This is a genomic window from Nitrincola alkalilacustris, assembly GCF_008973755.1.
GTDB classification, from domain to species: Bacteria; Pseudomonadota; Gammaproteobacteria; order Pseudomonadales; family Balneatricaceae; genus Nitrincola; species Nitrincola alkalilacustris.
Window position 1 is genome coordinate 153,942 of record NZ_WBOM01000003.1, and the last position, 25,499, is coordinate 179,440.

General features: G+C 54.9%; 20 protein-coding genes. 9 read left to right on the forward strand and 11 right to left on the reverse strand.

What is annotated here, in order from left to right; all coding sequences use genetic code 11:
* Positions 1 to 22: 22 nt before the first annotated feature.
* The 7 genes from F7R27_RS06315 to F7R27_RS06345 all read right to left on the reverse strand — a co-directional run bounded on the left by F7R27_RS06315 (position 23) and on the right by F7R27_RS06345 (position 10,578).
* Positions 23 to 1,963, reverse strand: coding sequence for a methyl-accepting chemotaxis protein (locus F7R27_RS06315; protein ID WP_151703386.1), 1,941 nt, complete (start codon positions 1,961 to 1,963; stop codon positions 23 to 25).
* Positions 1,964 to 2,203: 240 nt separating this feature from the next.
* A complete protein-coding gene (locus F7R27_RS06320; RefSeq protein ID WP_151703701.1) occupies positions 2,204 to 3,520 on the reverse strand; it encodes an NCS2 family permease in 1,317 nt (438 codons plus the stop codon).
* Positions 3,521 to 3,735: 215 nt separating this feature from the next.
* Positions 3,736 to 4,464, reverse strand: a complete 729-nt coding sequence (locus F7R27_RS06325; protein WP_151703387.1) for a type 2 periplasmic-binding domain-containing protein — start codon at positions 4,462 to 4,464, stop codon at positions 3,736 to 3,738.
* A 104-nt stretch (positions 4,465 to 4,568) separates the two neighbouring features.
* Positions 4,569 to 5,876, reverse strand: a complete 1,308-nt coding sequence (gene guaD, locus F7R27_RS06330; protein ID WP_151703388.1) for a guanine deaminase — start codon at positions 5,874 to 5,876, stop codon at positions 4,569 to 4,571.
* Between the two features lie 49 nt (positions 5,877 to 5,925).
* Complete coding sequence (xdhB, locus tag F7R27_RS06335; RefSeq protein ID WP_151703389.1) at positions 5,926 to 8,298, reverse strand: xanthine dehydrogenase molybdopterin binding subunit; 2,373 nt, start codon at positions 8,296 to 8,298, stop codon at positions 5,926 to 5,928.
* Complete coding sequence (xdhA, locus tag F7R27_RS06340) at positions 8,291 to 9,727, reverse strand: xanthine dehydrogenase small subunit (RefSeq protein ID WP_151703390.1); 1,437 nt, start codon at positions 9,725 to 9,727, stop codon at positions 8,291 to 8,293. The genes xdhB and xdhA overlap by 8 nt, the downstream gene beginning before the upstream one ends.
* A 125-nt stretch (positions 9,728 to 9,852) precedes the next feature.
* Entirely contained in the window at positions 9,853 to 10,578 is a 726-nt protein-coding gene (locus tag F7R27_RS06345; protein ID WP_151703391.1) for a tRNA1(Val) (adenine(37)-N6)-methyltransferase, read from the reverse strand.
* Positions 10,579 to 10,692: 114 nt separating this feature from the next.
* On the opposite strand from F7R27_RS06345, the gene F7R27_RS06350 reads away from it, so the two are divergent.
* On the forward strand, positions 10,693 to 10,959 hold the full coding sequence (locus F7R27_RS06350) for a GIY-YIG nuclease family protein (protein ID WP_151703392.1): 267 nt from the start codon (positions 10,693 to 10,695) through the stop codon (positions 10,957 to 10,959).
* Here the strand turns inward: F7R27_RS06350 and F7R27_RS06355 are convergent.
* Both F7R27_RS06355 and F7R27_RS06360 read right to left on the reverse strand, forming a co-directional pair.
* Complete coding sequence (locus F7R27_RS06355; RefSeq protein WP_151703393.1) at positions 10,949 to 12,289, reverse strand: dihydroorotase; 1,341 nt, start codon at positions 12,287 to 12,289, stop codon at positions 10,949 to 10,951. The two genes, F7R27_RS06350 and F7R27_RS06355, sit on opposite strands and share 11 nt — an antisense overlap.
* Positions 12,290 to 12,354: 65 nt before the next feature.
* A complete protein-coding gene (locus tag F7R27_RS06360) occupies positions 12,355 to 13,593 on the reverse strand; it encodes an MFS transporter (protein WP_240776261.1) in 1,239 nt (412 codons plus the stop codon).
* A 166-nt stretch (positions 13,594 to 13,759) separates the two neighbouring features.
* On the opposite strand from F7R27_RS06360, the gene F7R27_RS06365 reads away from it, so the two are divergent.
* The 5 genes from F7R27_RS06365 to F7R27_RS06385 all read left to right on the forward strand — a co-directional run bounded on the left by F7R27_RS06365 (position 13,760) and on the right by F7R27_RS06385 (position 19,703).
* Complete coding sequence (locus tag F7R27_RS06365; protein WP_151703395.1) at positions 13,760 to 14,164, forward strand: ArsR/SmtB family transcription factor; 405 nt, start codon at positions 13,760 to 13,762, stop codon at positions 14,162 to 14,164.
* On the forward strand, positions 14,161 to 15,933 hold the full coding sequence (arsA, locus tag F7R27_RS06370; RefSeq protein ID WP_240776262.1) for an arsenical pump-driving ATPase: 1,773 nt from the start codon (positions 14,161 to 14,163) through the stop codon (positions 15,931 to 15,933). Before F7R27_RS06365 ends, arsA begins: the two co-directional genes overlap by 4 nt.
* 108 nt (positions 15,934 to 16,041) lie before the next feature.
* The gene (gene arsB / locus F7R27_RS06375) at positions 16,042 to 17,076 is read left to right on the forward strand and encodes an ACR3 family arsenite efflux transporter (protein ID WP_151703702.1); all 1,035 of its coding nucleotides are present in this window, start codon (positions 16,042 to 16,044) and stop codon (positions 17,074 to 17,076) included.
* 117 nt (positions 17,077 to 17,193) lie between these two features.
* Positions 17,194 to 18,252: a patatin-like phospholipase family protein gene (locus F7R27_RS06380; protein ID WP_151703397.1), complete on the forward strand. Its 1,059-nt coding sequence runs from the start codon at positions 17,194 to 17,196 to the stop codon at positions 18,250 to 18,252.
* Positions 18,249 to 19,703 (forward strand): GntP family permease, encoded by a 1,455-nt coding sequence (locus tag F7R27_RS06385; protein ID WP_338088392.1) that lies wholly within the window; start codon positions 18,249 to 18,251, stop codon positions 19,701 to 19,703. The genes F7R27_RS06380 and F7R27_RS06385 overlap by 4 nt, the downstream gene beginning before the upstream one ends.
* Positions 19,704 to 19,846: 143 nt before the next feature.
* Here F7R27_RS06385 and F7R27_RS06390 read toward each other — a convergent pair whose 3' ends face one another.
* Complete coding sequence (locus tag F7R27_RS06390) at positions 19,847 to 20,272, reverse strand: MAPEG family protein (RefSeq protein WP_151703398.1); 426 nt, start codon at positions 20,270 to 20,272, stop codon at positions 19,847 to 19,849.
* A gap of 609 nt (positions 20,273 to 20,881) precedes the next feature.
* Between F7R27_RS06390 and F7R27_RS06395 the strand changes: the two genes are divergently transcribed.
* Together F7R27_RS06395 and F7R27_RS06400 are read left to right on the forward strand one after the other, a co-directional pair.
* The gene (locus tag F7R27_RS06395; RefSeq protein ID WP_151703399.1) at positions 20,882 to 21,187 is read left to right on the forward strand and encodes a DUF6172 family protein; all 306 of its coding nucleotides are present in this window, start codon (positions 20,882 to 20,884) and stop codon (positions 21,185 to 21,187) included.
* Between the two features lie 45 nt (positions 21,188 to 21,232).
* A complete protein-coding gene (locus F7R27_RS06400; RefSeq protein ID WP_151703400.1) occupies positions 21,233 to 22,453 on the forward strand; it encodes a DEAD/DEAH box helicase in 1,221 nt (406 codons plus the stop codon).
* 77 nt (positions 22,454 to 22,530) lie between these two features.
* On the opposite strand, the gene F7R27_RS06405 is transcribed toward F7R27_RS06400, so the two are convergent.
* Positions 22,531 to 24,243: a hypothetical protein gene (locus F7R27_RS06405; protein ID WP_151703401.1), complete on the reverse strand. Its 1,713-nt coding sequence runs from the start codon at positions 24,241 to 24,243 to the stop codon at positions 22,531 to 22,533.
* Positions 24,244 to 24,446: 203 nt separating this feature from the next.
* Here F7R27_RS06405 and F7R27_RS06410 point away from each other — a divergent pair, with 203 nt between their 5' ends.
* A complete protein-coding gene (locus tag F7R27_RS06410) occupies positions 24,447 to 25,463 on the forward strand; it encodes an adenosine deaminase (protein WP_151703402.1) in 1,017 nt (338 codons plus the stop codon).
* Positions 25,464 to 25,499 lie beyond the last annotated feature (36 nt).

The following is a 25,499-nucleotide window of genomic DNA, read 5'->3' on the forward strand; positions in this document are numbered from 1 at the left end:
TCAAGAGTCAAGCTTCTGTCAATCAGTCAGTTCTGAATCGTCCCAGTCTTGCTTTCAGCTCTTCGGCCAGATCGCGCATCTGTTCGCAGGCCTGGCTGCAGCGGTTGAGATCTTCAGAGGCCTGGCGAGCGACATCGGCAATCCCCTGCACATTCTGATTCACATCATCTGTAACGGCACTCTGCTCCTCTGTTGCGGTAGCAATCAGGTGGTTCATATCCACGATGCGTGAAAGCTGTTCCGAGATCGACTTCAGACTGTCCCGGGTTTCATGTGCAGATTCAACCGCAGTGACTGTTGCCGTCAGCGTCTCCTCCATGGATGTGACAGCCTGGGATGTCCCGCTCTGCAACTGGTCGATGCGTGCCTGTATATCTTCGGTCGAGCTGCGTGTTCTGCTGGCCAGCGTACGCACTTCATCAGCCACTACGGCAAAACCACGTCCGCTTTCACCGGCACGGGCAGCCTCGATGGCGGCATTCAGAGCCAGCAGGTTTGTCTGGTCTGATATGTCACGAATTACGCTGATCACCTTGACGATGTTCTCGACATCTGTAGCCAGAGAGGTCAGCGAGGTGGAGGCGGCATCGATCTGATTGCGCATCCCTTCGGTGTTTTTCAGGCTGGATGCCACTATCTTGTCGGCTGCTTCGGCAGCGTGCGCTGCCTGCTGCGAGTAGTTGGCAGTATCAGTGGCATTATGCGTGATTTCACCCACTGTTGTGCTCATCTCGTGCATGGCAGTCGCGACAGAGTCGGTCATGCGGTTCTGGTCCAGCGCACAGTTTTGAGTATCTTTAACTGTACCAACGACCTGATTGATCATGCCGTGCAACTGCTCATTACTGCTTCGCACATCACGGATCAATACCGACAGCGTGCTGACAAAACTGTTGAAGTTACGTGCCAGATCGCCAATCTCATCCCCACGGCTTTCATCAAGACGGCGCGTCAGGTCACCTTCACCACTGCTGATATCCTTCAGTGCCAGGCTGATTACCTGAACCGGCTGCATCAGTCGTTTGGCTATATAGCCGGTAGCGAGCAGTGCTATCAGCAGTATCACCACTCCGAAAATACTGGCCATCAGCAGGGCCTGACGCGATTCTGCATAGACCTCCGAGGCGGGGATCTCAACGATCAGCCGCCAGTTAAGGCTCTCGATAGGCAGTGAGGCGGTCAGCCACTCCTCTCCATTACGGGTGAGAGAGCGCAGTGTGAGGCTGTCGTCATGCAGCATCTGCTCACTCAGAGCCCGGCTGGTGTGCTGTGCCAGGGTAGTGTTCTGACTGACCAGATTGATATCTTCGTGTATACGGAGCATACCTGCAGGGTCAACCAGATAGGCACGACCTTTTTCACCGACTCTATAGCCCTGGATCAGACGTGACGCCTCTTCCATGCTGATTCCGAGGCCTGCGATGCCGATGTTCTGACCGCTGCTGTTCTGCACCTTGTAATTGAAAAAAAGCGTCAGAGTGCCGGTCGAAACATCCACATCGGCGCTGAGTTCAGGATTGAGAGGGTTGGCAAGGCTGTTCCAGAACCAGCCATCGCGCTCCTGCGATCGGTTCAATGTCCGGCTCATCCCCTCATGTGTCCAGTAGGCGCCGCTGCCGGCAGACACTGCAAAGGTAGTGAAGGCGCTGGCAGAGTTGCGCTTGCGTTGCAGCATCTGCGTTATCTGTTGTCCTTCTGCCTCTGGTTCACCCTGTTCCAGCCAGTGAATCAGAAACTGGTCCTCAGCGATGGCGCGAGCATGGGTGGATGGGCCGATAATGGCGCTTTCAAGCGCATTGCGGATCGATTCTGTCTGGGCCGGGATGGCGGTGTCCAATAGCAGGCGATTGGCCTGGTTGGAGATCATGCGGGTATAGAAAAGACTGCTGGTTCCCAGGGCAATGATTAGTGCAGCACCCATGGCCAGAACCAGTTTGCGCCTGATGCTGAGTTGTTTGAACATACCAGTATCCTCAGATTGATCAGCCTCATGCTTGAGAGGTCAGACATCCGTGCCTGGAGTAGAAGGCTTGTATAGATAGTCAGAGTACTTTTTATAAGACAACCTATAAGACAGTTTAGCCTTTATACCTGAAATTCATAATTTGGCTTTAACCTGTTATTTGTTGAGATACACCCGCATGAACAATTCAGGGCAATCCTTCGTATACATGGTTGTATCCGAAGGATTGCCGCTCCTGGCTTACAGGAAGATGTACTTGGCAATAAACAGGGCACTCAGAACATAAAGAGCCACTGACACCTGCTTATGTTGACCGGTCAGTACTTTCAGCAGAGTGTAGCTCAGGAAGCCCATAGCGATCCCTTCTGCAATCGAGAAGGTCAGAGGCATCATCACCACAGTCACAATCGCCGGGATGCTGTCAGTCAGCTCTTCCCAATCAATACCGGCAATACCAGTCATCATCAGCATGGCAACATAGATCAGTGCACCGGCAGTGGCGTACGCAGGAATCATGCCCGCCAGAGGAGCAAAGAACAGCGCCAGCAGGAACAGAGTTCCGATGGTGACCGCGGTCAGGCCTGTACGGCCACCGGCAGCAACGCCGGATGCGCTTTCAACATAGCTGGTGACAGGCGGGCAGCCGATCAGTGAACCCGCTACGGCAGAGGTACTGTCTGCTTTCAGAGCGCGTGACAGGTTTTCAATCTTACCATCTTCCTTGATCAGCTTGGCACGATGCGCAACACCCATCAGAGTACCGGCTGTATCAAACAGGTTTACAAACAGGAAGGCCAGAATCACGCTGATCATTGCAACATCAAAAGCACCGCGAATATCCAGAGCAAACAGGGTTGGGCCAAGGCTGGGTGGCATGGATACCATACCGCCGTAATTAACCAGCCCGAACAGCATGCCGGCTGCGGTTACCACGAAAATACTGATCAGAATCGCGCCAAAGATGCGATAGTAAGACAGCACGGCAATCATGATGAAGCAGACAGCTGCCAGCAGTGCAGATGGGTCGCGGAAGGAGCCGAAAGTGACCATCGTGGCAGGGCTGGGTACGACGATACCGGCTGTTTTCAGGCCGATGATACCGAGGAATAGTCCGACACCTGCACCCATGGCGAATCTGAGGCTGTTTGGAATACTGTTCAGTATCCATTCGCGGATCTGGGTGAAACTGAGAATCATGAAGAGCACACCGGAGAGGAAAACTGCGCCCAGCGCAACCTCCCAGCTGTAGCCCATATCACCGACAACCGTGTAGGTGAAAAAGGCGTTGAGGCCCATGCCGGGTGCAAGTCCCACCGGCCAGTTGGCCAGCAGCCCCATCAGGTAGCAGGCCAGCGCGGCGCCAAGGCAGGTAGCGACAAACGCGGCTCCGTGGTCAAGCCCGGCAGTTGCCATGATCTGCGGATTGACGAAGATGATGTAGGCCATGGTGAAGAAGGTGGTTACGCCAGCCATCAGCTCTGTGCGGATGCTGGTATTGTGTTCGCTCAGCTTGAAAAACCGATCGAGAAAACCTGGGCTGCTAGCAGAGCCTGGCATGGGGGTGGCGGTTTGTTCTTGGTTGGCGTTCGTCACAGCGGGTAACTCCTCATTATTATTTTAGTGTTCCTGAACTCTGGCTGAGGACCCTGAGTATCGGGAGAATCGGTATCAGCTATTAGCTGACCTAAAAGTCAAAAAATAGTGATAAGTCCGATTATCCACTTGTTTACAAAAAAATCAAATACTGTATTCAAATATGGAGTGAATAATTTTCACTCATACAGGGGGGCGGGTTGAAGTTCATCAATCCAGCGAGCTTCATTAAGCAGAAAATCGTTGAACTGACTGATGATCTCAGGATGCTGGATGGATGACAGGGTGTAATGACCGCTGGCATGTGGCAGGGTAATGTCGAAGACCAGGCTATCGGGCTGTTCAAGGCGATGAGTAAGAAACCAGTTTGCCACAGCGATATTGAAATAGGCACCATCAACACGCTGGTATAGTGCTTGTAAAACAACACTTTCAAGGCTGGAGGTTTCCTGCATCTGTACATGCCCCTGGCTGATAAGGGAAGCAAAGCTCCAGGGTGTGAAACCTCGTACCGTACCCAGTGCCTTGAAGCTGTCAAGACCTTGATGAAGCCGGTCCGGTATGACCATGACACCGTCGGTATAGTGAAAGATCGGATCGCTGTAGTGTATCTCCAGACCAGATTTCGCCTCCTGTGCCCAGTCGGGGCTGTCTGGAAATTTGAAATCCAGTTCTGCGTCTATAAAGGCTTGTGTCAGGCGTGCGACAGGTAAGGGAGTGTATACAAAGGTGTAACCATTTTGCCTGGCAAAACGATCCAGAAGCTGTTTTGACGGGCTGTCCAGAAACTGCCCATTGCTACTGCTGTAGTAGGGGAAGTAATCCAGATCCTCGACACCGATAATGAACTCCTGCGCATGGGTAACGGCGCCCATCAATGAAATGAGAGCAGGAACGAGTAATCTCACACCTGTCATGCTTACCTCGAACGACAGTAAGGCACTCCGCTTGCCGAAATAAAATGACCCCGCATGGATACAGGGTCATCTCGAATGGCTGCTAGGTTGATAGCTCAATCACGTCGATGGACGGACTGCCCTGCTGCCCAGGTTTCACTGATGGTGCGATCATCGCCGAGCGTCATCAGCACAAAGAGGGTTTCCTCTAATGTGCGTGATTGCTGCAGCCGCCAGGAGAGCAGGGGGGTGGCGTGATAATCCAGCACAACAAAGTCTGCTTCGTTACCCTCGGCAAAGCTGCCGACCCGATCCTCAAGGCGCAGTGCACGGGCACCTCCCAGGGTAGCCAGATAGAGCGACTTGAAGGGGTGCAGCTTGGCGCCCTGCATCTGCATCACCTTGTAGGCTTCGTTCAGTGTTTGCAGGATGGAGAAGCTGGTACCGGCACCGACATCCGTCCCCAGTCCGACATTAACCTTATGCTGCTCAGCCTTGGGCAGGTTGAAAAAGCCGCTGCCAAGGAAAAGGTTCGAAGTGGGGCAGAAGGCGATGGCTGAGCCAGTTTCGGCCAGGCGCTCATACTCCTGATCACACAAATGGATGCCGTGGGCAAACACCGAGCGCTCGCTCAGCAGTTGGTGCTGATCGTATACATCCAGGTAGTTCTTGCACTCGGGGAAGAGTTCAAGCACCCACTCACACTCCTTTTTGTTCTCGGACAGATGCGTATGCATATAGAGTCCGGGATACTCCTTGAGCAGACGTGCGGCGGCGTGCAGCTGCTCCGAGGTACTGGTCGGCGCAAAGCGTGGCGTGACGGCATAATCCAGACGCCCCTTGCCATGCCAGCGCTCGATCAGCTCCTTGCTGTCGGTATAAGCCGACTCGGCCGTATCGGTCAGGAAATCGGGTGCGTTGCGATCCATCAGCACCTTGCCGCAGATCATGCGCAGGTTGCGCTGCTCGGCTGCACTGAAGAAGGCATCCACTGACTCCTTATGCACCGTGCCGAACACCAGTGCGGTGGTGGTGCCGTTACGCAGCAGCTCACGGATGAAAATATCCGCCACCTTGTCGGCATGTGCTCTGTCGGCAAAGCGTTTTTCAGCCGGGAAAGTATAGTTGTTCAGCCAGTCCAGCAACTGCTCACCATAGGAGGCGATCATATCCGTCTGCGGGAAATGGATATGGGTATCAATGAAGCCCGGAGTGATCAGGCTATCCTGATACACGGTCAGCTCGGCATCAGCGGGCAGGGTGGGCAGCAGATCTTCGGCCTTGCCCAGGGCAACGACACGGTCACCCTCCACGACCAGCAGGCCATCTTCAAAGTACTCATAGGACGACTCAATGCCGACCTCGGCAGGGTCCGCCACGCTGTGTAATATGGCGGAACGCCAGGCTTTAATTGTTTTACTCATCTGTCAGTGACTCTTTGGGCTCTTGTGGGTGCTCAGGCACAGGTCTGTTTCAGGCGCTGGTCTGTTTCAGAGTTGCGCGGATCTGCTGTGCACCCTTGAGCACACGTTCCGGGGTTGCCGGCGCATCAATCTGCGGCTGGATGCGGTAGTCGCCAAGGCTTGCCACGGCATCCTTGATTGCGCACCAGGCACCGATGCCGAGCATGAATGGCGGTTCACCCACTGCTTTGGAGTGGAATACCGTGTCTTCGGGGTTCTTGCGGTTCTCCACCAGCTTGACTCGGAAGTCGATCGGCATATCCGCCACAGCGGGGATCTTGTAACTGGCCGGGCCGCTTGTCATCAGGCGCCCCTTGTCGTTCCAGACCAGTTCCTCGGTGGTCAGCCAGCCCATACCCTGCACGAAGGCACCTTCCACCTGACCGATATCCACGGCTGGGTTCAGTGATGCGCCAACATCGTGCAGGATATCGGTGCGCAGGAACTTGTATTCGCCGGTCAGCGTGTCGACCAGCACTTCGCAGCAGGCCAGACCAAAGGCGTAGTAGTAGAAGGGGCGTCCGGCAGCCTTTTCACGATCATAGAAGATCTTCGGCGTGCGATAGAAACCGGCACAGGAGAGCGACACCTGGTTGAAGTAAGCCAGTTCGATCAACGCTTCAAACGCCATATACTGATCACGTACTCGCACCTGACCGTTATGGAACTCGACATCCTCCTCGGTCACATTAAAGTGGCGTGCGGCAAACTCCACCAGACGCTGCTTGATGGTCATCGCGGCATTGAAGGCCGCCTTACCATTCAAATCGGCACCTGAGGAGGCCGCCGTTGGTGAGGTGTTGGGCACCTTGTCGGTATTGGTCGCTGTGATCTGGATGCGGTCGGTTTCCACCTGGAACACTTCCGCCACCACCTGCTGCACCTTGGTGTTGAGCCCCTGGCCCATCTCGGTACCACCGTGGTTGAGGTGGATACTGCCATCGGTATAGACATGGATCAGCGCACCGGCCTGGTTCAGGAAGGTCGCGGTGAAGGAGATACCGAACTTGACCGGTGTCAGGGCCAGACCCTTTTTCAGTACCGGACTGTTGCGGTTGAACTCGATCACCTCGGCACGGCGGCGGGCATACTCACAACTGCCCTCCAGCTCCTCGGTCATCTCCTGCATCAGGTTATGTTCAACGGTCTGATAGTAGTGGGTGACGTTGCGCTCATCCTTGCCATAGTAGTTGAGCTTGCGTACTTCCAGCGGGTCCTTGCCCAGGGTACGGGCGATATGATCCATGATCTCCTCGATTGCCATCATCCCCTGCGGGCCACCAAAGCCGCGATAAGCAGTGTTGGAGGCTGTGTGCGTCTTGCAGCGGTAGCCGGTGATCAGAGCATCACCCAGGTAATAGGCGTTGTCGGAGTGGAACATGGCACGATCGACAATGGAGCCGGACAGGTCGGGTGAGTAACCACAGTTACCGGCCAGATCGATCTTGACCCCGTGCAAACGCCCGGCATCATCAAATCCTATATCATAGCGGGCAAAGAAAGGGTGTCGTTTGCCGGTGACCAGCATATCTTCCATGCGTGGCAGACGCATTTTGGTCGGGCGACCGGTCAGACGTGCAATCACGGCACACAGGCAGGCAGGCCCTGCCGCCTGAGTTTCCTTGCCACCGAAACCACCGCCCATGCGGCGCATATCGATCACAATCTTATGCATCGGTACGCCCAGCACGCTGGCGACCAGCTTCTGGACTTCGGTCGGGTTCTGGCTGGAGGTGAACACCAGCATGCCACCATCTTCGGTCGGCATCACTGAGGAGATCTGAGTCTCCAAATAAAAATGCTCCTGACCACCGATATGCAGCTTGCCCTGAATACGGTTAGGCGCCTTGGCCAATGCCGCTTCGGCATCGCCGCGCTTGTGCTGATGCGGATCCAGCACATAAAACTCTTTCTCCAGTGCCTCTTCCACATCCAGAATCGGTTCCAGATCCTCATACTCGATGATCGCCGCCATCGCAGCCTTGCGTGCAGTCTCCAGACTGTCGGCAGCCACGGCAATCACCGGCTGGCCGTAATACTCAACCAGGCCGTCTGCCAGCAGCGGATCACCGGCCACGACAGGGCCGATATCCAGCTCACCCGGAACATCCTTGCTGGTGATCGCAATCGCGACGCCATCGAATGCATAGCAGGGTGAGGTATCAATGCTGATAATGCGGGCGTGGGCCCGGTCACTCATGCGTGCATATACATGCAACTGATTGGGAAACTCCAGACGGTCATCAATATAGATCGCTTCGCCCGTGGTGTGCTTGTCGCCACTTTCATGTTTGATGGGGCGACCAACACCGGTTTTGAGATCCTGGCGGAACAGCGCCTCCAGCTCTGCCTGAGTTCTGGTTTCAACGTAGTGGTTAGACATATGCAGTTACCCGGGTTTCAGTGGTTGGCGATTGCAGCTCCAGAAAATATTTGCGCAGCAGGTTCTGTGCAGTACTCATGCGGTACTCCTTGCTGGCGCGGAAATCCGTCAGAGGGGTGAAGTCCTGAGCCAGCGCAGCGCAGGCGCTTTCAATAGCGGCCTCATTCCAGTCTGCGCCGATCAGTACCTGCTCGCAGGCACTTGCACGCTTGGGAATTGCCGCCATACCGCCAAATGCGATACGCGCATCTTTCACAATACCGCCATCGATATGCAGATTGATCGCGGCACAGACCGCCGAGATATCATCATCCAGGCGTTTCGAGATCTTGTAGGCGCGGAACTGATATTTGCCTGCACGTGGAACGATCACCTTCTCGATGAACTCACTTGGTTGACGATCGGTTTTCTTATAGTCGAGGAAGAAATCTTCCAGTGGCAGAGTGCGTGTCTGATCACCCTTGCGCAGAACGATGCTGGCATTCAGTGCAATCAACAGAGGTGGGGAGTCGCCGATAGGAGAGGCGTTACCGATATTGCCACCGAGGGTGCCCTGATTGCGGATCTGCAAGGAGGCAAAGCGGTGCAGCAGCTCACCGAAGTCGGGGAATTCGCGGGCCAGTGCGTCGTAACAATCGGTCAGGGAGGCGGCCGAGCCGATCTCAATCCGATCATCAAACTCTTCGATACGCTGCATCTCTTTGACATGCCCGACATAGATCATCACCGGCAGCTCGCGGTGGAACTGAGTCACTTCCAGTGCCAGATCGGTACCACCGGCCAGCAGGTGGGCATCGGGAGTGGCGCTGTAGGCTTCGGCCAGTTCGCCGATGGTCAGTGGGATCACACAACGCTTGTTACCGTCGCTCAGCTCGGCGACGCTGCCTGGGGCTATCGATTTCAGGCGGGTGATGGTCTGAGCCTCCGCGGCATCGAATTGATCCGGTACCCTGTTGTCGCAAACTTGTACGGCAGCATCCATGATCGGGCGATAGCCGGTACAGCGGCAGAGGTTGCCAGCGAGAGCTTCCAGTGTCTCCTCCTTATCATAGCCGCTGCTGTTCTTCTGCAGTGCAAACAGAGACATCACGAAACCGGGAGTACAGAAGCCGCACTGAGAGCCGTGGCAGTCGGCCAGTGCCTGCTGCACTGAGTGCAACTGATCACCCTGTTTCAGATCATCCACGGCGATCAGTTGCTTGCCGTGCAGGGCCGAAACAAAAGTCAGGCAGGAGTTCAGTGTACGGTAGCGGAGTTGTCCATCTTCCAGTTCACCGACCACAACGGTGCAGGCGCCACAGTCGCCTGAGGCGCAGCCTTCCTTGGTGCCGGTTTTATGAACAACCGTGCGCAGATAGTTCAGCACGGTCATATTGGGGTCGAGATGCTGCTCGGTGCGCAGCTCCTCGTTAAGTAAGAACTGTATCAAGATGGTCCTCCCGGCGCCTTTTTTATAGATCACACAGCGCTCATTCAAGTTGGTAGACTAACTCTAGAGCAAAGTTGACTTTTGAGTCAATAAAAAATTAACTGTAAGGTCAGAAAATACTGCTGCTACCTGATATTAATATAGTAAGGAGCGAAGAGTTTGGCTGCTTCAGGGGTGTGAAAAGGGTGCGGGTCGTAGAGGGTGAAAGATGACTCCGATGCAGGTTGCTCGGTCTTGGTTAATTGTAATAGCTGCCTGTGGGGTTGATCGGAAGGGCTGTTACGCACCCAGAGCCGGTGCGCAGGATAGAGTGCGTAAGCCGTTGCCGCATCGGCCATCTGCATCGCTTCAGCGACTGGGAGTAGAAACCAGGCGGATCCGTCTGGCTGTAACAGACGATGGGCTGCGTGCAGAAGATCGGTCAATGGCAGGGCACTGTTATGCCGTGCGGTGGCGAGTTTCTGGCAGGGGTTGTGAGTCGAATCACTGAAAAAGGGCGGGTTGCAAAGGATCAGATCATAGCCCTCGACATGCAACTCGGCATGATCACGAATATCCGCCTGAATCACACGCAGCCGATCCGACCAGGGGCTGGCAGCAAAGTTTTCCGCTGCCTGGCGGGCAGCTTCCGGTTCAATCTCGACGCCATCAACCCTTGCCTGACTGCGCTGTGCGGCAAACAGTGCCAGCAGACCGCTGCCGGTGCCGATGTCGAGGATCTGCTTTGCCTGCTCCACCGCGACCCAGGCGCCGAGCAGGCAGGCGTCAGTCGTGACCTTCATCGCACAGCGATCCTGCTCGATACGAAATTCGCGGCACTGGAAAAAGGTGTTGCGGACACGACGGGTCATCAGGCTGGCTCGGTGGTTGAGTGTTTAATTGGTTGTTGTATTGAGTATTGTGCGGATCTTAACCTGAATTGCATTTGGGCTGGATTTTTTTCAGCGAACTGGCATTATCGCGACATGAAAAACTGGTATGTCTATATGCTGCGCTGTGCGGATGGTTCTCTGTATACTGGGGTCACCACCGATCTGACGCGTCGCGAACAGGAACACAACACGAACGATAAGCTCGGGGCCCGTTATACGCGTGGACGCAGGCCGGTGGTGATGGTCTGGTGTGAACCCCATCCCGATCGTGCTTCTGCTTCACGTCGGGAGGTGGCGCTCAAGCGGCTCAGGCGCTCACAGAAGGAGCACCTGATCAAGACTCCTGTGATCAACGGGTAAAACGCAGTCGCTGGCCGAAGTTGCCGGTTTCCTGCACTGCGCCATTACGGTAGCGGATCTCACCGTTGACGAGAGTGGTGTCGATGCTGCTGCGGAATTCATAGCCATCAAAGGGCGACCAGCCGACCTTATAGAGCACATTCTCGGGGGTGACGAGATAGGGCTTGTGCAGATCCACCAGCACCAGATCGGCATGGTAGCCTTCACGGATATAACCGCGCTCGGCTATCTGATAACGCTCAGCGACATTGTGGCTGGTTTTCTGCACGATCTTTTCCAGAGTGAAACGACCATCGTGGTAGTGCTCCAGCAGCGTCAGCAGCGCATGCTGTACCAGCGGCAGGCCTGCCGGTTTGGCAAAGTAACCCTCCTTCTGCTTCTCCTCCCAAGTGTGTGGCGCATGGTCGGTGGCAATGATATCGATCACATCATCATTCACCGCCTGCAGCAGGGCATCACGGTCGGAGGCACTTTTTATCGCCGGGTTACATTTGATCAGCGCCCCCTTGCTGGCGTAATCGTCGGCACTGAAAAACAGGTGGTGCACACAGGCTTCCAGCGTGATCTGCTTGCCTTTCACCGGGCCGCTCTGGAACAGCGCCAACTCATCGGCGCTGGTCAGGTGCAGCACATGCAGCTGTGTACCGAAGCGTTTTGCCAGATCCACCGCCATGGAGGAGGATTTGTAGCAGGCCTCGCGTGAGCGGATCTCCGGGTGCAGCTCAATCGGAATCAGATCGCCGAACTGATCGCGATACATCGCTTCGTTGGCCAGGATCATCGGAGAGTCTTCGCAGTGCGTCACTACCAGCGTTGGTGCTTCGCTGAAAATGCCTTCCAGCGTACTCGGATTATCCACCAGCATATTACCGGTCGATGCCCCCATGAACACCTTGATCCCGCAGGTCTGGTTCTTTTCCAGACGGCGGATCTCATTCAGGTTGTCGTTGGATGCGCCCATATAGAAGGCATAGTTCCCGATCGCCTTGGTGGCTGCCATCTCAAACTTGGCTTCCAGCGCCTCAATTGTCAGCGTGGCGGGGTTCACATTCGGCATATCCATGAAGCTGGTGATACCACCGGCTACCGCCGCGCGGGATTCGGTGCCGATATCGCCCTTATGGGTCAGGCCGGGATCACGGAAATGAACCTGATCATCAATCATCCCCGGCAGCAGCGTCTTGCCTGCGGCATCCAGCACTTCGACGCCTTCAGGTGCCGAAATGGAGCTGCCTATCTGCTCGATTCGACCCTTGTGGATCAGAATATCCGATTCGGTGATCTTGCCTTCGTTGACGATGCGCGCATTCGTAATCAGCAGATTTGACATGGTTCTCTCTCAAACGGGTAATCGGCTCAATATATCTTTTATGACAACTTTTGCGGGCCCACTGCTCAGGGCGATGTTTCAGATTTGGTTGCAGCGGTTTCCCGGATCGGCTTCAGTGCCAGCAGCCACGCCAGGCAGGTAAACAGCAACATGCCGAAGAGTATCGGCTTGAAGCCGGTGCCGAAATCGATCAGAAATCCCAACACGACCGGGGCGATAGCGGTCGAAAACACCATGAATGATGAGCGCACGGAGCGCACCCGGCCCAGATGCTCGGTGCCCCATAAAGACACCAGCAGGCTGTCAGTGGTGGGTCCCTGCATGCCCATGGTGATACCGGCACCCACCAGAATCAGCCAGATACCGATATCGCCGCCAACCAGCGTGCCAATCAACAGCGCCAGCACAAAGGGTAGCAGATTCCAGCGAGCAAGCATTGTCACCCCGAACTGATCCACCCACTTGCCTCCAAGCAGCGCACCGGGCAGCCGCGCCAGCCCCATCGCGGCCAGTCCCAGCGCATAGGCCGTGATACTGGCATTCAGATCGCGGGTCATATGAGCCTGATAGATAAACATGCCGGTCATGGTGACTGGCAGAGCGATCAACATCGGCAGCAGCAACCAGAAGCGGCGTTCGCGCATCGGGTTGGGGCCGGTCTTGCGAATCGCTTTTTTCTCGGCACGAGTGGTGGCCTTGTGCGGGCTGTCTGGCCAGTCCAACTGAATAAACAGCAGCAGCCAGAGTATCACCAGTACACCGGCGATCAACCAGAGCACCTGCTGCCAAGCAAAGGCGATCAGGAGCAGCGCCACCAGCGGTGGCAGCATCATCTCGCCCAGCGGCATGCCCAGGCCGACCAGCCCGAGTGCACGCCCGCGCAATTGCGAGAACTCCCTGCCGGCCAGCGTGCTGCCCAGATGCGTGAACAAACCTTGCCCGCACAGGCGCACCAGCAGCAGACCAGCCGCAGCGCCCAGCCACCAGGGAGACAGTGTGAGCAGACCAATGCCGACCAGCAGGCCGATCAGTACCTGCACGGCGTAACGCCGTGGTGATGTCCAATCGACAGAGGGGCCAAAACGCAGCACCAGAAAGCCGGAGATCAGCGTGACGGTGGCATAGATGGAGCCAAACTCACCGGCCGAGATATCCAGCCTGGCGGCAATCGGTTCCTGAAACATCCCGATAAAAAAACTCTGACCGAGATTACCCGTGAAGATCGCCAGAAAGGCGATGGCCAGCAGGCCTGGCTTATGGCGGATCAGGGTGAGGTAACTGGTGGGTGTGGCCGGAGTGGACAAGAGAAGCTCCATGGCTGAAAAAAACAGGCCAATATAATAGCTGAAACAGATCAATAAAGCCTGAATATAGATGACAGTACCGGTTTGACCGAATCAGTCTTGAGGACTATAGTTCGTTAATCGTCGAATAACGATATAAAGGCTGAATGCCGACAGGAGTATCCAGATGCAGAGTACACAGCTAGCACAGATGGCAGGCGATCAGTTGCTGAATTCGGAACAGCTTGCTGCTATTGCCAAGGCGCTGGCGCACCCGGCTCGGATTCAGATCATTCAGTTGCTGCTTGCTCGCCAGTCCTGCATCGGGTGTGAGATAACGGATGAGGTGGGCCTTGCCCAGTCTACCGTGTCTGAGCATCTGCGCATTCTGAAAGCAGCCGGGATAGTGACCGGTGCTCTGGAGCGGCCACGTGTCTGCTATTCATTGAATGCCACCAGCCTGATGCCTCTGGCCGTCTTATTGAATACCGTGTTTGCGCAGGACAGCGAGGATCAACTGAAAGGCTCGATCTGCTGCGTACCGGCATCAGAACCTCACATTACAATACCCCGGGGAGTGCAATCATCATGATGTTTAGCCATCTGCCAAAGTTTGTGTTCTTCACCGGCAAAGGTGGAGTCGGCAAGACCTCTCTGGCCTGTGCAACGGCGCTGAATCTTGCCGATACTGGCAAGCGGGTGCTGCTGGTCAGCACCGATCCGGCATCCAATGTCGGACAGGTGATGCAAACGGAGATAGGCGACAGGCTGACACCCATCAAGGGTGTTGAACGCCTGGATGCCATCGAGATAGATCCTGAAGCGGCAGCAACGGCTTATCGGGAGCGCATAGTGGGCCCTGTGCGTGGTCAGTTGCCGGAGGCTGAGTTGAAAGCGATCATCGAGCAACTCTCGGGTGCCTGCACAACGGAGATTGCAGCCTTTGATGAGTTCACTGCACTGCTGACCGATCATGAGCTGATCGATCGGTATGATCATGTAATTTTTGATACCGCGCCAACCGGTCATACGATACGTCTGCTGAAATTGCCGGGCGCCTGGAGTGGCTTTCTGGAAGCGGGCAAGGGGGATGCATCCTGCCTCGGCCCCTTGTCTGGCCTGGAACAGCAGCGGGATCGTTATGCTGCGGCTGTTGCCAGTCTGGCTGATGCCGCATCCACACTGCTGGTGCTGGTGGCAAGACCGCAACGCTCGGCACTGGCCGAGGCTGCACGCACAGCCTCTGAGCTTTCGCTGATTGGCATCAATAATCAGCATCTGGCGCTCAATGGCGTGATGCCTGAAACCGGCGATGACCCGCTGGCAGCGGCATTGAGAAAGCGTGAGCAGCAGGCCATTGATGAGATGCCGGATGCTCTGCATCGGCTTCCCCAGTCATCCTTTGCTCTGCGTGCGTTCAATCTGATGGGGCTCGCTGCCTTGCGTATCCTTACCGGTCAGACGGATGAGTCAGAATACAACGCTAAAATATCCGAGGGAGAACGGCCAGATGCTGATCTTCAGGCGCTCGGTGCACTGGTGGATCAGCTGGAGAGCTCTGGCAAGGGGCTGATCATGCTGATGGGTAAGGGTGGTGTGGGTAAAACCACCATCGCCGCAGCGGTTGCGGCTGAACTTGCCGGGCGCGGGCATGAAGTGCTGTTGACGACAACCGATCCGGCTGCGCATCTGACTGAAACCCTGGGTGAGGAGCTGGAACATCTGACCGTCAGCCGGATAGATCCTGCTGAAGAGATTGCACGCTATCGCACGGATGTCATGGCCAGCAAGGGTAAGGATCTGGATGAGCAGGGCAGGGCGATGCTGGAAGAGGACCTGCGCTCTCCCTGTACTGAGGAGATAGCCGTTTTTCAGGCATTTTCGCGTCTGATCCGCAAAAGTTCACGCCAGTTTGTAGTTATGGATACCGCTCCCACCGGTCATACGCTCCTGCTGCTGGATGCTACAGGCTCCTATCACCGCGATATCATGCGCCATGCTGCTACCGGCTCAAAAACGCGCATGATCACGCCGATGATGCGCCTGCAGGATCCGGAGATGACCCGGATACTGATCGTGACTCTGGCTGAAACAACTCCTGTACTGGAGGCAGCCCATCTGCAGGCTGATTTGCGCCGTGCCGGGATAGAGCCCTGGGCCTGGGTGGTCAATGCCAGTGTGGCGGCAGCCCAGACAAGTGATCCGCTACTGCAAAAGCGTGCGGCTTCGGAGCTGCCGCAGATAGCGGCAGTCAGCCGTGAGCATGCTACCCGTTACGCTGTAGTGCCGTTGCAGGCAGTTGAGCCTACGGGGGCTGTCCGGCTGCGTGCACTTTGCCATCTGTCATCAGGCACTCATTAATCAGACATGTAATTTCAAAATCAGGAAGGCATCCATGAGTAGGAGAGCGGCATGAGTAAGGCAGCAGGTCATATGGATACGCACGATGCGCCCGATATCAAAAAGGGGATGGGGCTGTTCGAGCGCTATCTGACTGTCTGGGTGGCAATTGCGATCGTCATCGGGATAGCGCTCGGGCAGTTTGCGCCAGCGATTCCAGAAACCCTGTCGCGATTCGAGTACGCGCAGGTGTCCATCCCGGTTGCGATACTGATCTGGGCGATGATCTTTCCGATGATGCTGCAGATCGATTTTGATTCGATTCTGGGCGTGCGTCGTCAGCCGAAAGGTCTGATTATCACCACCTCGGTCAACTGGCTGATCAAGCCCTTCAGCATGTTTGCCATAGCCTGGTTTTTTCTGATGGTGGTGTTTGAACCACTGATTCCACAGGAGCTGGCGCGCGAATACCTGGCCGGTGCGATTCTGCTGGGGGCGGCTCCCTGCACGGCGATGGTGTTTGTATGGAGCTATCTGACCCGTGGCGATGCAGCTTACACCCTGGTGCAGGTGGCATTGAATGATCTGATCATGCTGTTTGCCTTTGCCCCGATTGTGGTGCTGCTGCTGGGCATCTCCAATATCAGTGTACCCTGGGATACGGTGATTCTGTCGGTGGTGCTGTATATCGTCATTCCGTTGGGTGCTGGATACATGACGCGTAAAGCAGTCATCAGGCGGCAAGGGCTGGATTGGTTCAACAATGTATTCATGAAGCGCCTAGCGCCAGTGACGCCGATCGGGTTGATCATCACACTGGTGCTGCTGTTTGCCTTTCAGGGCGATGTAATCATCCAGAATCCGTTGCATATCCTGCTTATTGCGATTCCGCTGATCATCCAGACTTTCCTGATTTTTTTCATCGCCTATGGCTGGGCCAAGGCCTGGCGGGTGCCACATAATGTGGCGGCACCCGGTGCGATGATAGGCGCCAGTAACTTCTTTGAACTGGCCGTTGCGGTGGCGATCGCCCTGTTTGGCCTGCAGTCGGGAGCCGCTCTGGCGACCGTTGTGGGCGTACTGGTGGAGGTACCACTGATGCTGGCGCTGGTACGCATCGCCAATAAGACCCGACACCACTTTCCAGCGGCTCAAGCCAACTGATCGCTTCGGTCGCCAGGGAGGGTGGCTTTATTCAGCAAGCGCAGACTTTTACCTCTGATTTTGTTATGCTGCAGTGCAGCATAATGTCTTATGATGGATCATGTAGAGGTAAAGGATATGACAAAAAAGCTTAAAACCATTGAGTTGGCCTTGCAGGGTGGCGGTTCGCACGGTGCCCTCACCTGGGGCGTACTGGAGCGGCTGCTGGAAGAGCCGGGTCTGCATATTGAAGGGGTCAGCGGCACCAGTGCCGGTGCGATGAATGCCGTAGTGTTGGCCGATGGCCTGGAAGAGGCTGGGCCAGACGGTGCCATTGCCGCCCTGGAACGCTTCTGGAAAGCCGTCAGCGATGGCGCCAAAAACAGCCCGTTTCAGCGCGATATCTGGTCCCGTATCAATGGCACCTGGAGCCTGGACAGCTCACCCACCTATCTGTTCTTCGATCATCTGTCGCGGGTATTCTCACCCTACGAGATGAACCCGATGAACCTCAATCCCTTGCGCGAATTGGTGTCGGGTCTGGTTGACTTCGATCGAGTCAACCGCTGCACGGCAATCAAGCTGTTCGTCACGGCGACCAATGTCCGCAGTGGTCGCCCGAAAATCTTCCGCCAGCCGGATCTTACGGTCGATTCACTGATGGCCTCAGCGGCACTGCCATTCATGTTTCAGGCAGTCGAGATAGATGGCGAAGCCTACTGGGATGGTGGTTATCTGGGTAATCCGGCCCTTTATCCGCTGGTGGATGAGTGCGATGCCCGGGATCTGATGCTGGTACAGATCAACCCCTTCTATCGACCTGATCTGCCGCGCAGTGCCCGTGAGATCATCAATCGTCTGAATGAGATCACCTTCAACACCAGTCTGGTCAAGGAGCTGCGCTCCATCATACTGCTGCGCGACCTGATCCAGTCAGAAGGGCTGGAGCATGAGCGCTATCGGGATATGCGCCTGCACTGCATCCATGGCGAGGATGATCTGGTACCACTGGAGGCATCAAGCAAGCTCAATGCCGAGTGGGAATATCTGTGTCACCTGCGTGATCTGGGGCGATCAAGAACCGAAAACTGGCTCAAGGACAACTGGGCTGATCTGGGTGAGAGATCCACCTTCAACCCAGACTGGCTGGTGGAGGATGCGGTCAGACCTGTTACACCTGCAAAGGAGTGTGAATGATGTTGGGTTTACTGGGTGTTTTACTGGCATTGGGCCTGCTGATCTGGCTGGCGTATCGTGGCATCAGTGTGTTGCTGCTGGGGCCATTGATGGCGCTGCTGGCAACTATTTTTGCTGCCGGAACCCCCTTGATGGCGAGCTATACGCAGTTGTTCATGGGGTCTGCAGGTAATTTCATCATTCAGTATTTCCCGCTTTTCCTGCTCGGGGCCATCTTTGGCAAACTGATGGACGACAGCGGTGCCGCTGAGTCGATCAGCCAGACCATTGTCGGCAAACTGGGTTCGGAGCGCGCGATTCTGGCGGTGGTGCTGGCCTGTGCTGTACTCACCTATGGCGGCGTGTCGCTGTTTGTGGTGGCCTTTGCCGTGTATCCGATAGCCGCAGCACTGTTTCGCAAGGCGGATATTCCCAAGCGCCTGGTGCCTGCCACTATCGCGCTGGGTGCTTTCACCTTCACCATGACCGCACTGCCGGGCACCCCTGCGATACAGAATGCGATCCCGATGCCGCACTTCGGCACCACGCCCTTTGCAGCGCCGCTGCTGGGTATCATCTCGGCACTGGTGATGTTCGGGCTGGGGCAGCTCTGGCTGTCGCGTCAGGCATCGCTGGCAAAAGCAGCCGGTGAGGGATATGGCGATCATCAGGAACAGCCGATCAGCTTTGACAAGGATCAACGCGAGCGCTGTGCCGGGGAGGGGTTCGATGTCACCCTGATCGAGCCGGAGCATAAACCCAATGCACTGCCACCTTTTGCACTGGCGATTGCACCGGTTGTGCTGGTGATCGTGCTGAACTATCTGTTCAGCAGCCACCTGATCCCCGCGATGGATACCAGCTATCTGGCAGAAGCACGCTATGGCAGCACCTCGCAGGATGCGGTCAGAGGGATCTGGGCAATCATCGGGTCATTGACGGTGGCGTGCCTGCTGCTGATAGCAACCAGTTGGAGCCGCCTGAAGCATCTGCGTACAACACTGGATGATGGTGCCAATGCCTCGGTGCTGCCGATATTCAATACCGCCAGTCTGGTCGGCTTTGGTGCCGTCATCGCGGCACTGCCAGCGTTTGATATCATCAAGGGGTTTGTCGACGATCTCGGAGGTGGTAATCCACTGGTATCGCTGGCGCTGTCGGTCAACGTGCTGGCAGGTGTCACCGGCTCGGCCTCGGGTGGTATGAGCATCGCACTGCAGACCCTGGGGGCCGATTACCTGTTGCTTGCCAATCAGCTCGGCATCTCACCCGATCTACTGCATCGTGTCACCACGGTTGCCACCGGTGGACTGGATAGCCTGCCACACAATGGTGCTGTCGTAACTCTGCTGGCGATCTGCGGACTGACTCACCGCCAGGCCTACAAGGATATCTTCATGGTTGCGGTGGTGTTTCCGATTCTGGCACTGGTGCTGCTGGTTGTGTTGGGGAGTGTGTTTGGGGCGTTTTGATTGCTATCGGATCTGAAGTTTTCAGATGGCGGATGCAGGTTCAGCGACTGCATCCGCTTTCTATCTTCAGTGCTACTTCACCTCGGTGTGAAGTTTTATAGCCTGAATTCAGATAACCTTAGCAGTGTCGGTATCATTACCCGCTACAACGCACCCGGAAACAGTTTCCAAGCCGCCATCAAGAGCATAACCAGCAGTACCAGATAACCAAACAAAAATAGCCCCAGCCTCATCGGTATGTTATTCGAACTCACATGCACGTAAGCATGAGCGTAGCGGCTGAGAACAAACAGCCACGCCAGTGTTACAGCCACAGTACCTGCCGCATTTATTGTATAAAGAACCAAGCTGAGGACATAAAACAGGGTCGGTGCTTCAAACTGGTTTGTGATGTTGTTTGATACCTGGATTACATCCTCAGGCCATACCTTGTTATCTAATGCTGCTTGCTGGCGGTTTACTTTTCCAGCTTTTACAGCCTTAGCTCTCCTGGCCCCGAGTACGATGTACATAATCAAGGTTAGAAATACCAAGGCCAGCACCGGCCAAAAAATGTTGCTTGAATTCATCTGTGATTCCTTATTATGGATACTGTCTTATATCACGTATGTATTCCCCACGCAGGTGGAGGTGTTTCCAACGAACACTTCGCTGTCGGTATCTTCAATTGGCTTTTCCTACACAAGTGAGGGCGCTTAGATAGTTCGCGCTATCCCAAAGAACGCTGCCGCGTTCTCCTCACGCATGTGAGGTATTTTATCGGCTGTTCAAAAATGCATACGGAGACTACAAACTACTGAAAGGTGGGATGCGTCATCGCTATGTGAACCTGCTGGCCGCAGAATTATGTAACTGGATGGAATCGGCAGGGAGGTGTACTGCTGTACCGTCGAAAGGCAATGATGTGTAGCACAGTCGCTCCGCCATTGTGCCACCAGCAGGGTCATTGGATAGCCCTCGGAGGCCTTCCCCTGCGTGTATTACACATCACAAATTCTGTGTAGGGGGTAATCATGGCTGGATCAAGCTGTAACTTACCGGTTCAGGTGATGCTCTACTGAATTTTTGCGCCAGAACCATGGCAGATAGTGGCAGTTTTCTGTCGCCTATCCATGTAGAATATGCGCATTATTCAGCGCGTTCAGCTTTGCTCCTGAGTGCACACCCGTAGGAATTTTATGAAAAAGACATTTGCTTTAACACACTCTAGGCTGAACACGGCTCGTCTGGTCGACTCAATCAAGCATGATATTAAAAAGTACCTTGCCAGAGAGCGTCGTAAGTCTGTGCCCGAGGGCATGGATTACTGGACGTTCGATTGCCGCTTTGGGGCGTCTGCAGAGGTCGCAGAAAAGATCTTTACCTCTGAAATCAATAAACATGTTGATGCTGCCGTGGCGCAGGAGTTGCCGGAGTTCTATATTGAAATTCTGGCCAGAGCCTGCCAGCACAAGCCTCGCGAAAGTGATGTAACCGCAGACTGATTCTGCCCAAATTTATAGCTGTAGCGATGCTACAGAGGAACTCTGATGCAATTTTCATCTTTAGATTTAGCTCCGGATTTACAACGCGCTCTGGTCGAGTATGGCTACAGTGAGATGACACCGGTGCAGGCTCAGGCTATTGTGCCTGCCCGCCGTGGTAAGGATTTACAGGTTACCGCGCAAACCGGTACCGGTAAGACCGCTGCTTTCGCTGTTCCGGTATTACAACGGATGCTGGATAAACCCAAAGCCACCAAAGAACGACGGCCGCGGGCGTTGATCCTGACGCCAACTCGTGAATTGGCAGAGCAGTTAGCCAACGCGATAAGTGCCTATGCGCAGTTTTTGCCTATTAGTGTGACGGCATTATACGGTGGCGTGAAAATGGGTGGCCAGGCTAATAAATTAACCGCAGGTGTTGATATTGTGATCAGCACCCCCGGCCGTTTGCTGGAGCATATGGCGTTGGGTAATGTCATATTGAGTGACGTGGAATTCGTGGTGCTGGATGAAGCGGACCGCATGCTGGATATGGGCTTCAGCACCGATGTGCTGAAGCTGATGCAAATGACGGCAACTAAGCGCCAGACCCTGCTGTTTTCTGCCACAACCTCACCGGCAGTCAATGAGTTGTCGCATAAGATTCTGCACAATCATCAGCAGATCCGGGCTGCTAAAACCAATAGTACGGCTGATACGGTCAACCATGTGGTGTATCCGGTGGAAGAGGGCCGTAAAATCGAATTGTTTACGCAGCTTTTGGCGGAGCAGAACTGGTTTCAGGTGTTGGTGTTTACCAGCACTAAGGAGCAAGCAGACCGGTTGTTGGCGGATCTGAAAAAATTGAAGGTTAACGCTGCGGTTTGCCATGGTGATAAAAACCAGGGAAGCCGTCGCCGTGCGATTGCTGATTTTAAATCGGCTAAATTACAGGTGTTGATTGCTACCGAAGTGGCTGCCCGTGGTTTGGATATTCAGGGCCTGGATTTTGTTGTTAACTTTAACCTGCCTTACCTGCCGGAAGATTACGTGCATCGTATCGGCCGTACTGGGCGGGCAGGGGCGGCAGGTAGTGCTATTTCATTTATCAGCCGCGAAGAAGAGCAAACCCTGGAGCGGATTCAAAAGCTGATTGGCAGCAAGATTAAACGCATTAACAAGCGAGGCTTTGAGGTGAGTGATCGTGGTCCACTGTTGAAAAGTATCTCGCGCAAGGTGTTGTCGGGCCGTTCCAATAAAACGAGTGAAACCGATATAGAGTTCTAAAACTCATATGTAATAGCTCTGGACATAAAAAAACCCGCCAATCAGCGGGTTTTTCGGTTTTAAAGGGCTGTCAGATCTCAGTTCAATTCCAGCGAGAAGCTCATCTCGACGCCTTCATCATCGACTCTGAACCAGTACTCCATGTTCTTGTAGATATCGGCATACTGTCTGAGCATATCGATATCGAACTCTGTCATGTCGTCGTCGGAACCCATCTGTTCCATGAAATCGGCCAGCGAGTGGTAAAACTCACCGCGCAGATGGCCATGAACCAGCAGATTACGATCGGCAGCAGGTGCATTCAGCTCTGCCTGCAGTACAGATGAGTCGCTGATGCCAACGCCCAGTGCCAGTGCCGTGTGAGACATGGCTGCATAGAGATCAGGTGCATCCGGTGGCAGCATCATGCTCTCGATTTTTTTGACTTCGCCGCCTGGTTCCAGCCCAAGCGATACCAGGTCAGGAACAAAGGAGCTTGCAGCAGAGAGCAGCGCCAGAGGGTTCTGTGAGGCCAGGGTCAGGATGCCGGTGCCGCTGGGTTCGCCATCTTTCATGGTCAGGCTGTCGATACGGGCTCTGAAGCCAGACAGGGTCGGGCCGATCATCATGGTAACCGGGTTGTTGATCGCCATGTTGATCTCATTCCATGAACTGTTCAGATCCTGCAGCTCATCGCAGCTGAAGGGGTTCTGACGCACGTCCTGAGCATATTTCTGAACCGTCTGGACCAGGACAGGCAGGTTCAGGCCGAGTCCGAAGCTGGCCATGCCCTCTGTGCTGCCAAGACCGGGCACTTGAGCCGTGATGGCACGCAGGTCGCTGACTATGTCCTTATCGGTTACCAGAATGGCATTGATTTCCATGCGGTTGAGGTTGTACTCGCGCATGCCCATCACCAGACCGGGGAAACGGCTTGTGATACGGTCAATATCGGCCTGACAGGCGGACAAGTCCAGCAGTTCTGCATCAAAGGCTTCGAGCAGGGCATGAGTGCCGGCATGAGTCGGTGTGCTCAGCTCATTGAGCAAACGTGATGAGTAGAGCTGCCCGGCACCGTAAGGTGTGAAGCCATGGCGTTTCTCGATCTCGGCCAGTGCACCGGTATCACCGATGTTGCTCTCGGGCAGGGTTTTACCCAGCACGTGTGACAACAGATCATCGCTGGCATCCTGAGGTACCACTGAGACGACCAGCTGCTGATCGATGATGGCCATGATCGCTTTAACAGGCGCTTCTGGCGACAGGACCCAGTATTCGGTGCCATCGGTGGTGGATGTATCCAGGCTGATTTCGGACTTGGTCAGGATGCGCTGCACACTTTCGCGGAAGGCATCTTCATCCTGCAGCTCCATGCGCAGAACCGGCAGAATGCCCAGTCCGTAGATGGCGACCTGAGGACTCATCTTGATGCCAAGTGCATGAGCATCGCTCAGTGATTCAACACCCACCAGCTCTTCGCCCAGGGCGATAAAGAACGACATTAGTGAATAGAGTACTTCATCGTCAATGTCGTAGAGCATGTCACGCATATCGTCCAGATCGGACTCAAGGCTGCCCTGGGGCTGCATGCGCTGATAGAGATCAAAGGCGTCTTGCTCAGGAAGGGTTTCGTGCGCTGCCACAAAGTAAGGAGAGTCAGCCGGAATATACTTCAGCATGGGCGCTGCGATATTTTTCTGAGCTTCCTGTTTTACGGCGACTGCTGTTGGCTCTTTATCATCGCTGCAGCCGCTGAGCATGCCAGCGCCGAACAGGGCAAGGGTAATAGCCAGGGAAAGTTTGGTTTTCATCCGGTGTCAGTCCTGTGACGAGTTTAGGTTTTAATTGATCATTTTGAGCAGAGAGCCCAGAAAGTGATAATCATACACCAGTGATGAAAGATGAGCTTCCCCCAGCATGAAAAAAACAGCTGTTTGATATGTGTCAGATTCGCTATCTGAATCTTCTGCTAAAGAATGCTATAACAACATAAATACTGAAAGGAGGAAAGTATATGAAAGCAGAGTTACTGGATCTGGCTGCGCGTATGCCCAAGGCGGAGCTGCATCTGCATATCGAGGGCAGCCTGGAGCCTGAGCTGCTGTTCAAACTGGCAGAACGTAATGGTGTGAAGCTGAATTATCCGGATGTCGAAAGCCTGAAGAGGGCCTATCAGTTCAGTAATCTGCAGGAGTTTCTGGATCTTTACTATCAGGGGATGTCGGTGTTGATCACCGAGCAGGATTTCTATGATCTGACGATGGCGTATCTGCAGCGGGTTAAGCGGGATAATGTCGTGCATGTCGAGATCTTTTTTGATCCTCAGGGGCATCTGGAGCGGGGTATCTCCTTCGAGACTCAGTTCAATGGTATTCACAAAGCGCTGTTGGATGGCGAGCGCGATCTTGGGATCAGCTTTCGCCTGATCATGTCGTTTCTGCGTCATCTGTCTGAGGAGAGTGCCTTTGAAACACTGGCGCTGGCAGAGCCTTATCTGGATCGTATTGATGGCGTCGGGCTGGATTCGTCCGAGAAGGGGCATCCGCCGGACAAGTTTGCACGTGTGTTTGCATGCTGCCGTGAACTGGGGCTGAAGATCACCGCACATGCCGGTGAGGAGGGGCCGCCCGAGTATGTCTGGCAGGCGCTGGATCTGATCGGGGTGGACCGCATCGACCATGGCAACCGCTCGCTGGAGGATGAATCACTGGTGGACGAGATTCGCTCGCGTGGTCTCACGCTGACGGTCTGCCCGCTGTCTAACCTGAAGCTGTGCGTGGTTCAGGATATGACACAGCATCCGATTCTGACCATGCTGGAGAAGGGGCTGCAGGCCACGGTGAACTCAGACGATCCCGCGTACTTTGGCGGCTATATCGGGGATAACTATCGTGCCCTGATCGAGCACCTGCCGGTTACCCGCGAGCATATTCAGGATCTGGCGCGTAATGCCTTTACCGGCAGCTGGCTGACAACAGCGGAAAAGCAGCGCCACCTGATTGATCTGAATAAAGCATTCAGACAAAAGTAGTGTTATTCTTTTGTGCGATAAGCTAATAGCTGAAAT

Bases quoted from the DNA above. Each gene is read 5' to 3' on its own strand.
- arsA (WP_240776262.1), top strand. From the start codon at position 14,161: ATGATGTTTAGCCATCTGCCAAAGTTTGTGTTCTTCACCGGCAAAGGT.
- F7R27_RS06380 (WP_151703397.1), top strand. From the start codon at position 17,194: ATGACAAAAAAGCTTAAAACCATTGAGTTGGCCTTGCAGGGTGGCGGT.
- F7R27_RS06400 (WP_151703400.1), top strand. From the start codon at position 21,233: ATGCAATTTTCATCTTTAGATTTAGCTCCGGATTTACAACGCGCTCTG.
- F7R27_RS06390 (WP_151703398.1), bottom strand. From the start codon at position 20,272: ATGAATTCAAGCAACATTTTTTGGCCGGTGCTGGCCTTGGTATTTCTA.
- F7R27_RS06365 (WP_151703395.1), top strand. From the start codon at position 13,760: ATGCAGAGTACACAGCTAGCACAGATGGCAGGCGATCAGTTGCTGAAT.
- guaD (WP_151703388.1), bottom strand. From the start codon at position 5,876: ATGAGTAAAACAATTAAAGCCTGGCGTTCCGCCATATTACACAGCGTG.
- arsB (WP_151703702.1), top strand. From the start codon at position 16,042: ATGGGGCTGTTCGAGCGCTATCTGACTGTCTGGGTGGCAATTGCGATC.
- F7R27_RS06315 (WP_151703386.1), bottom strand. From the start codon at position 1,963: ATGTTCAAACAACTCAGCATCAGGCGCAAACTGGTTCTGGCCATGGGT.
- F7R27_RS06355 (WP_151703393.1), bottom strand. From the start codon at position 12,289: ATGTCAAATCTGCTGATTACGAATGCGCGCATCGTCAACGAAGGCAAG.
- F7R27_RS06405 (WP_151703401.1), bottom strand. From the start codon at position 24,243: ATGAAAACCAAACTTTCCCTGGCTATTACCCTTGCCCTGTTCGGCGCT.
- F7R27_RS06385 (WP_338088392.1), top strand. From the start codon at position 18,249: ATGATGTTGGGTTTACTGGGTGTTTTACTGGCATTGGGCCTGCTGATC.
- F7R27_RS06345 (WP_151703391.1), bottom strand. From the start codon at position 10,578: ATGACCCGTCGTGTCCGCAACACCTTTTTCCAGTGCCGCGAATTTCGT.
- xdhB (WP_151703389.1), bottom strand. From the start codon at position 8,298: ATGTCTAACCACTACGTTGAAACCAGAACTCAGGCAGAGCTGGAGGCG.
- F7R27_RS06350 (WP_151703392.1), top strand. From the start codon at position 10,693: ATGAAAAACTGGTATGTCTATATGCTGCGCTGTGCGGATGGTTCTCTG.
- F7R27_RS06410 (WP_151703402.1), top strand. From the start codon at position 24,447: ATGAAAGCAGAGTTACTGGATCTGGCTGCGCGTATGCCCAAGGCGGAG.
- F7R27_RS06395 (WP_151703399.1), top strand. From the start codon at position 20,882: ATGAAAAAGACATTTGCTTTAACACACTCTAGGCTGAACACGGCTCGT.
- F7R27_RS06320 (WP_151703701.1), bottom strand. From the start codon at position 3,520: ATGCCAGGCTCTGCTAGCAGCCCAGGTTTTCTCGATCGGTTTTTCAAG.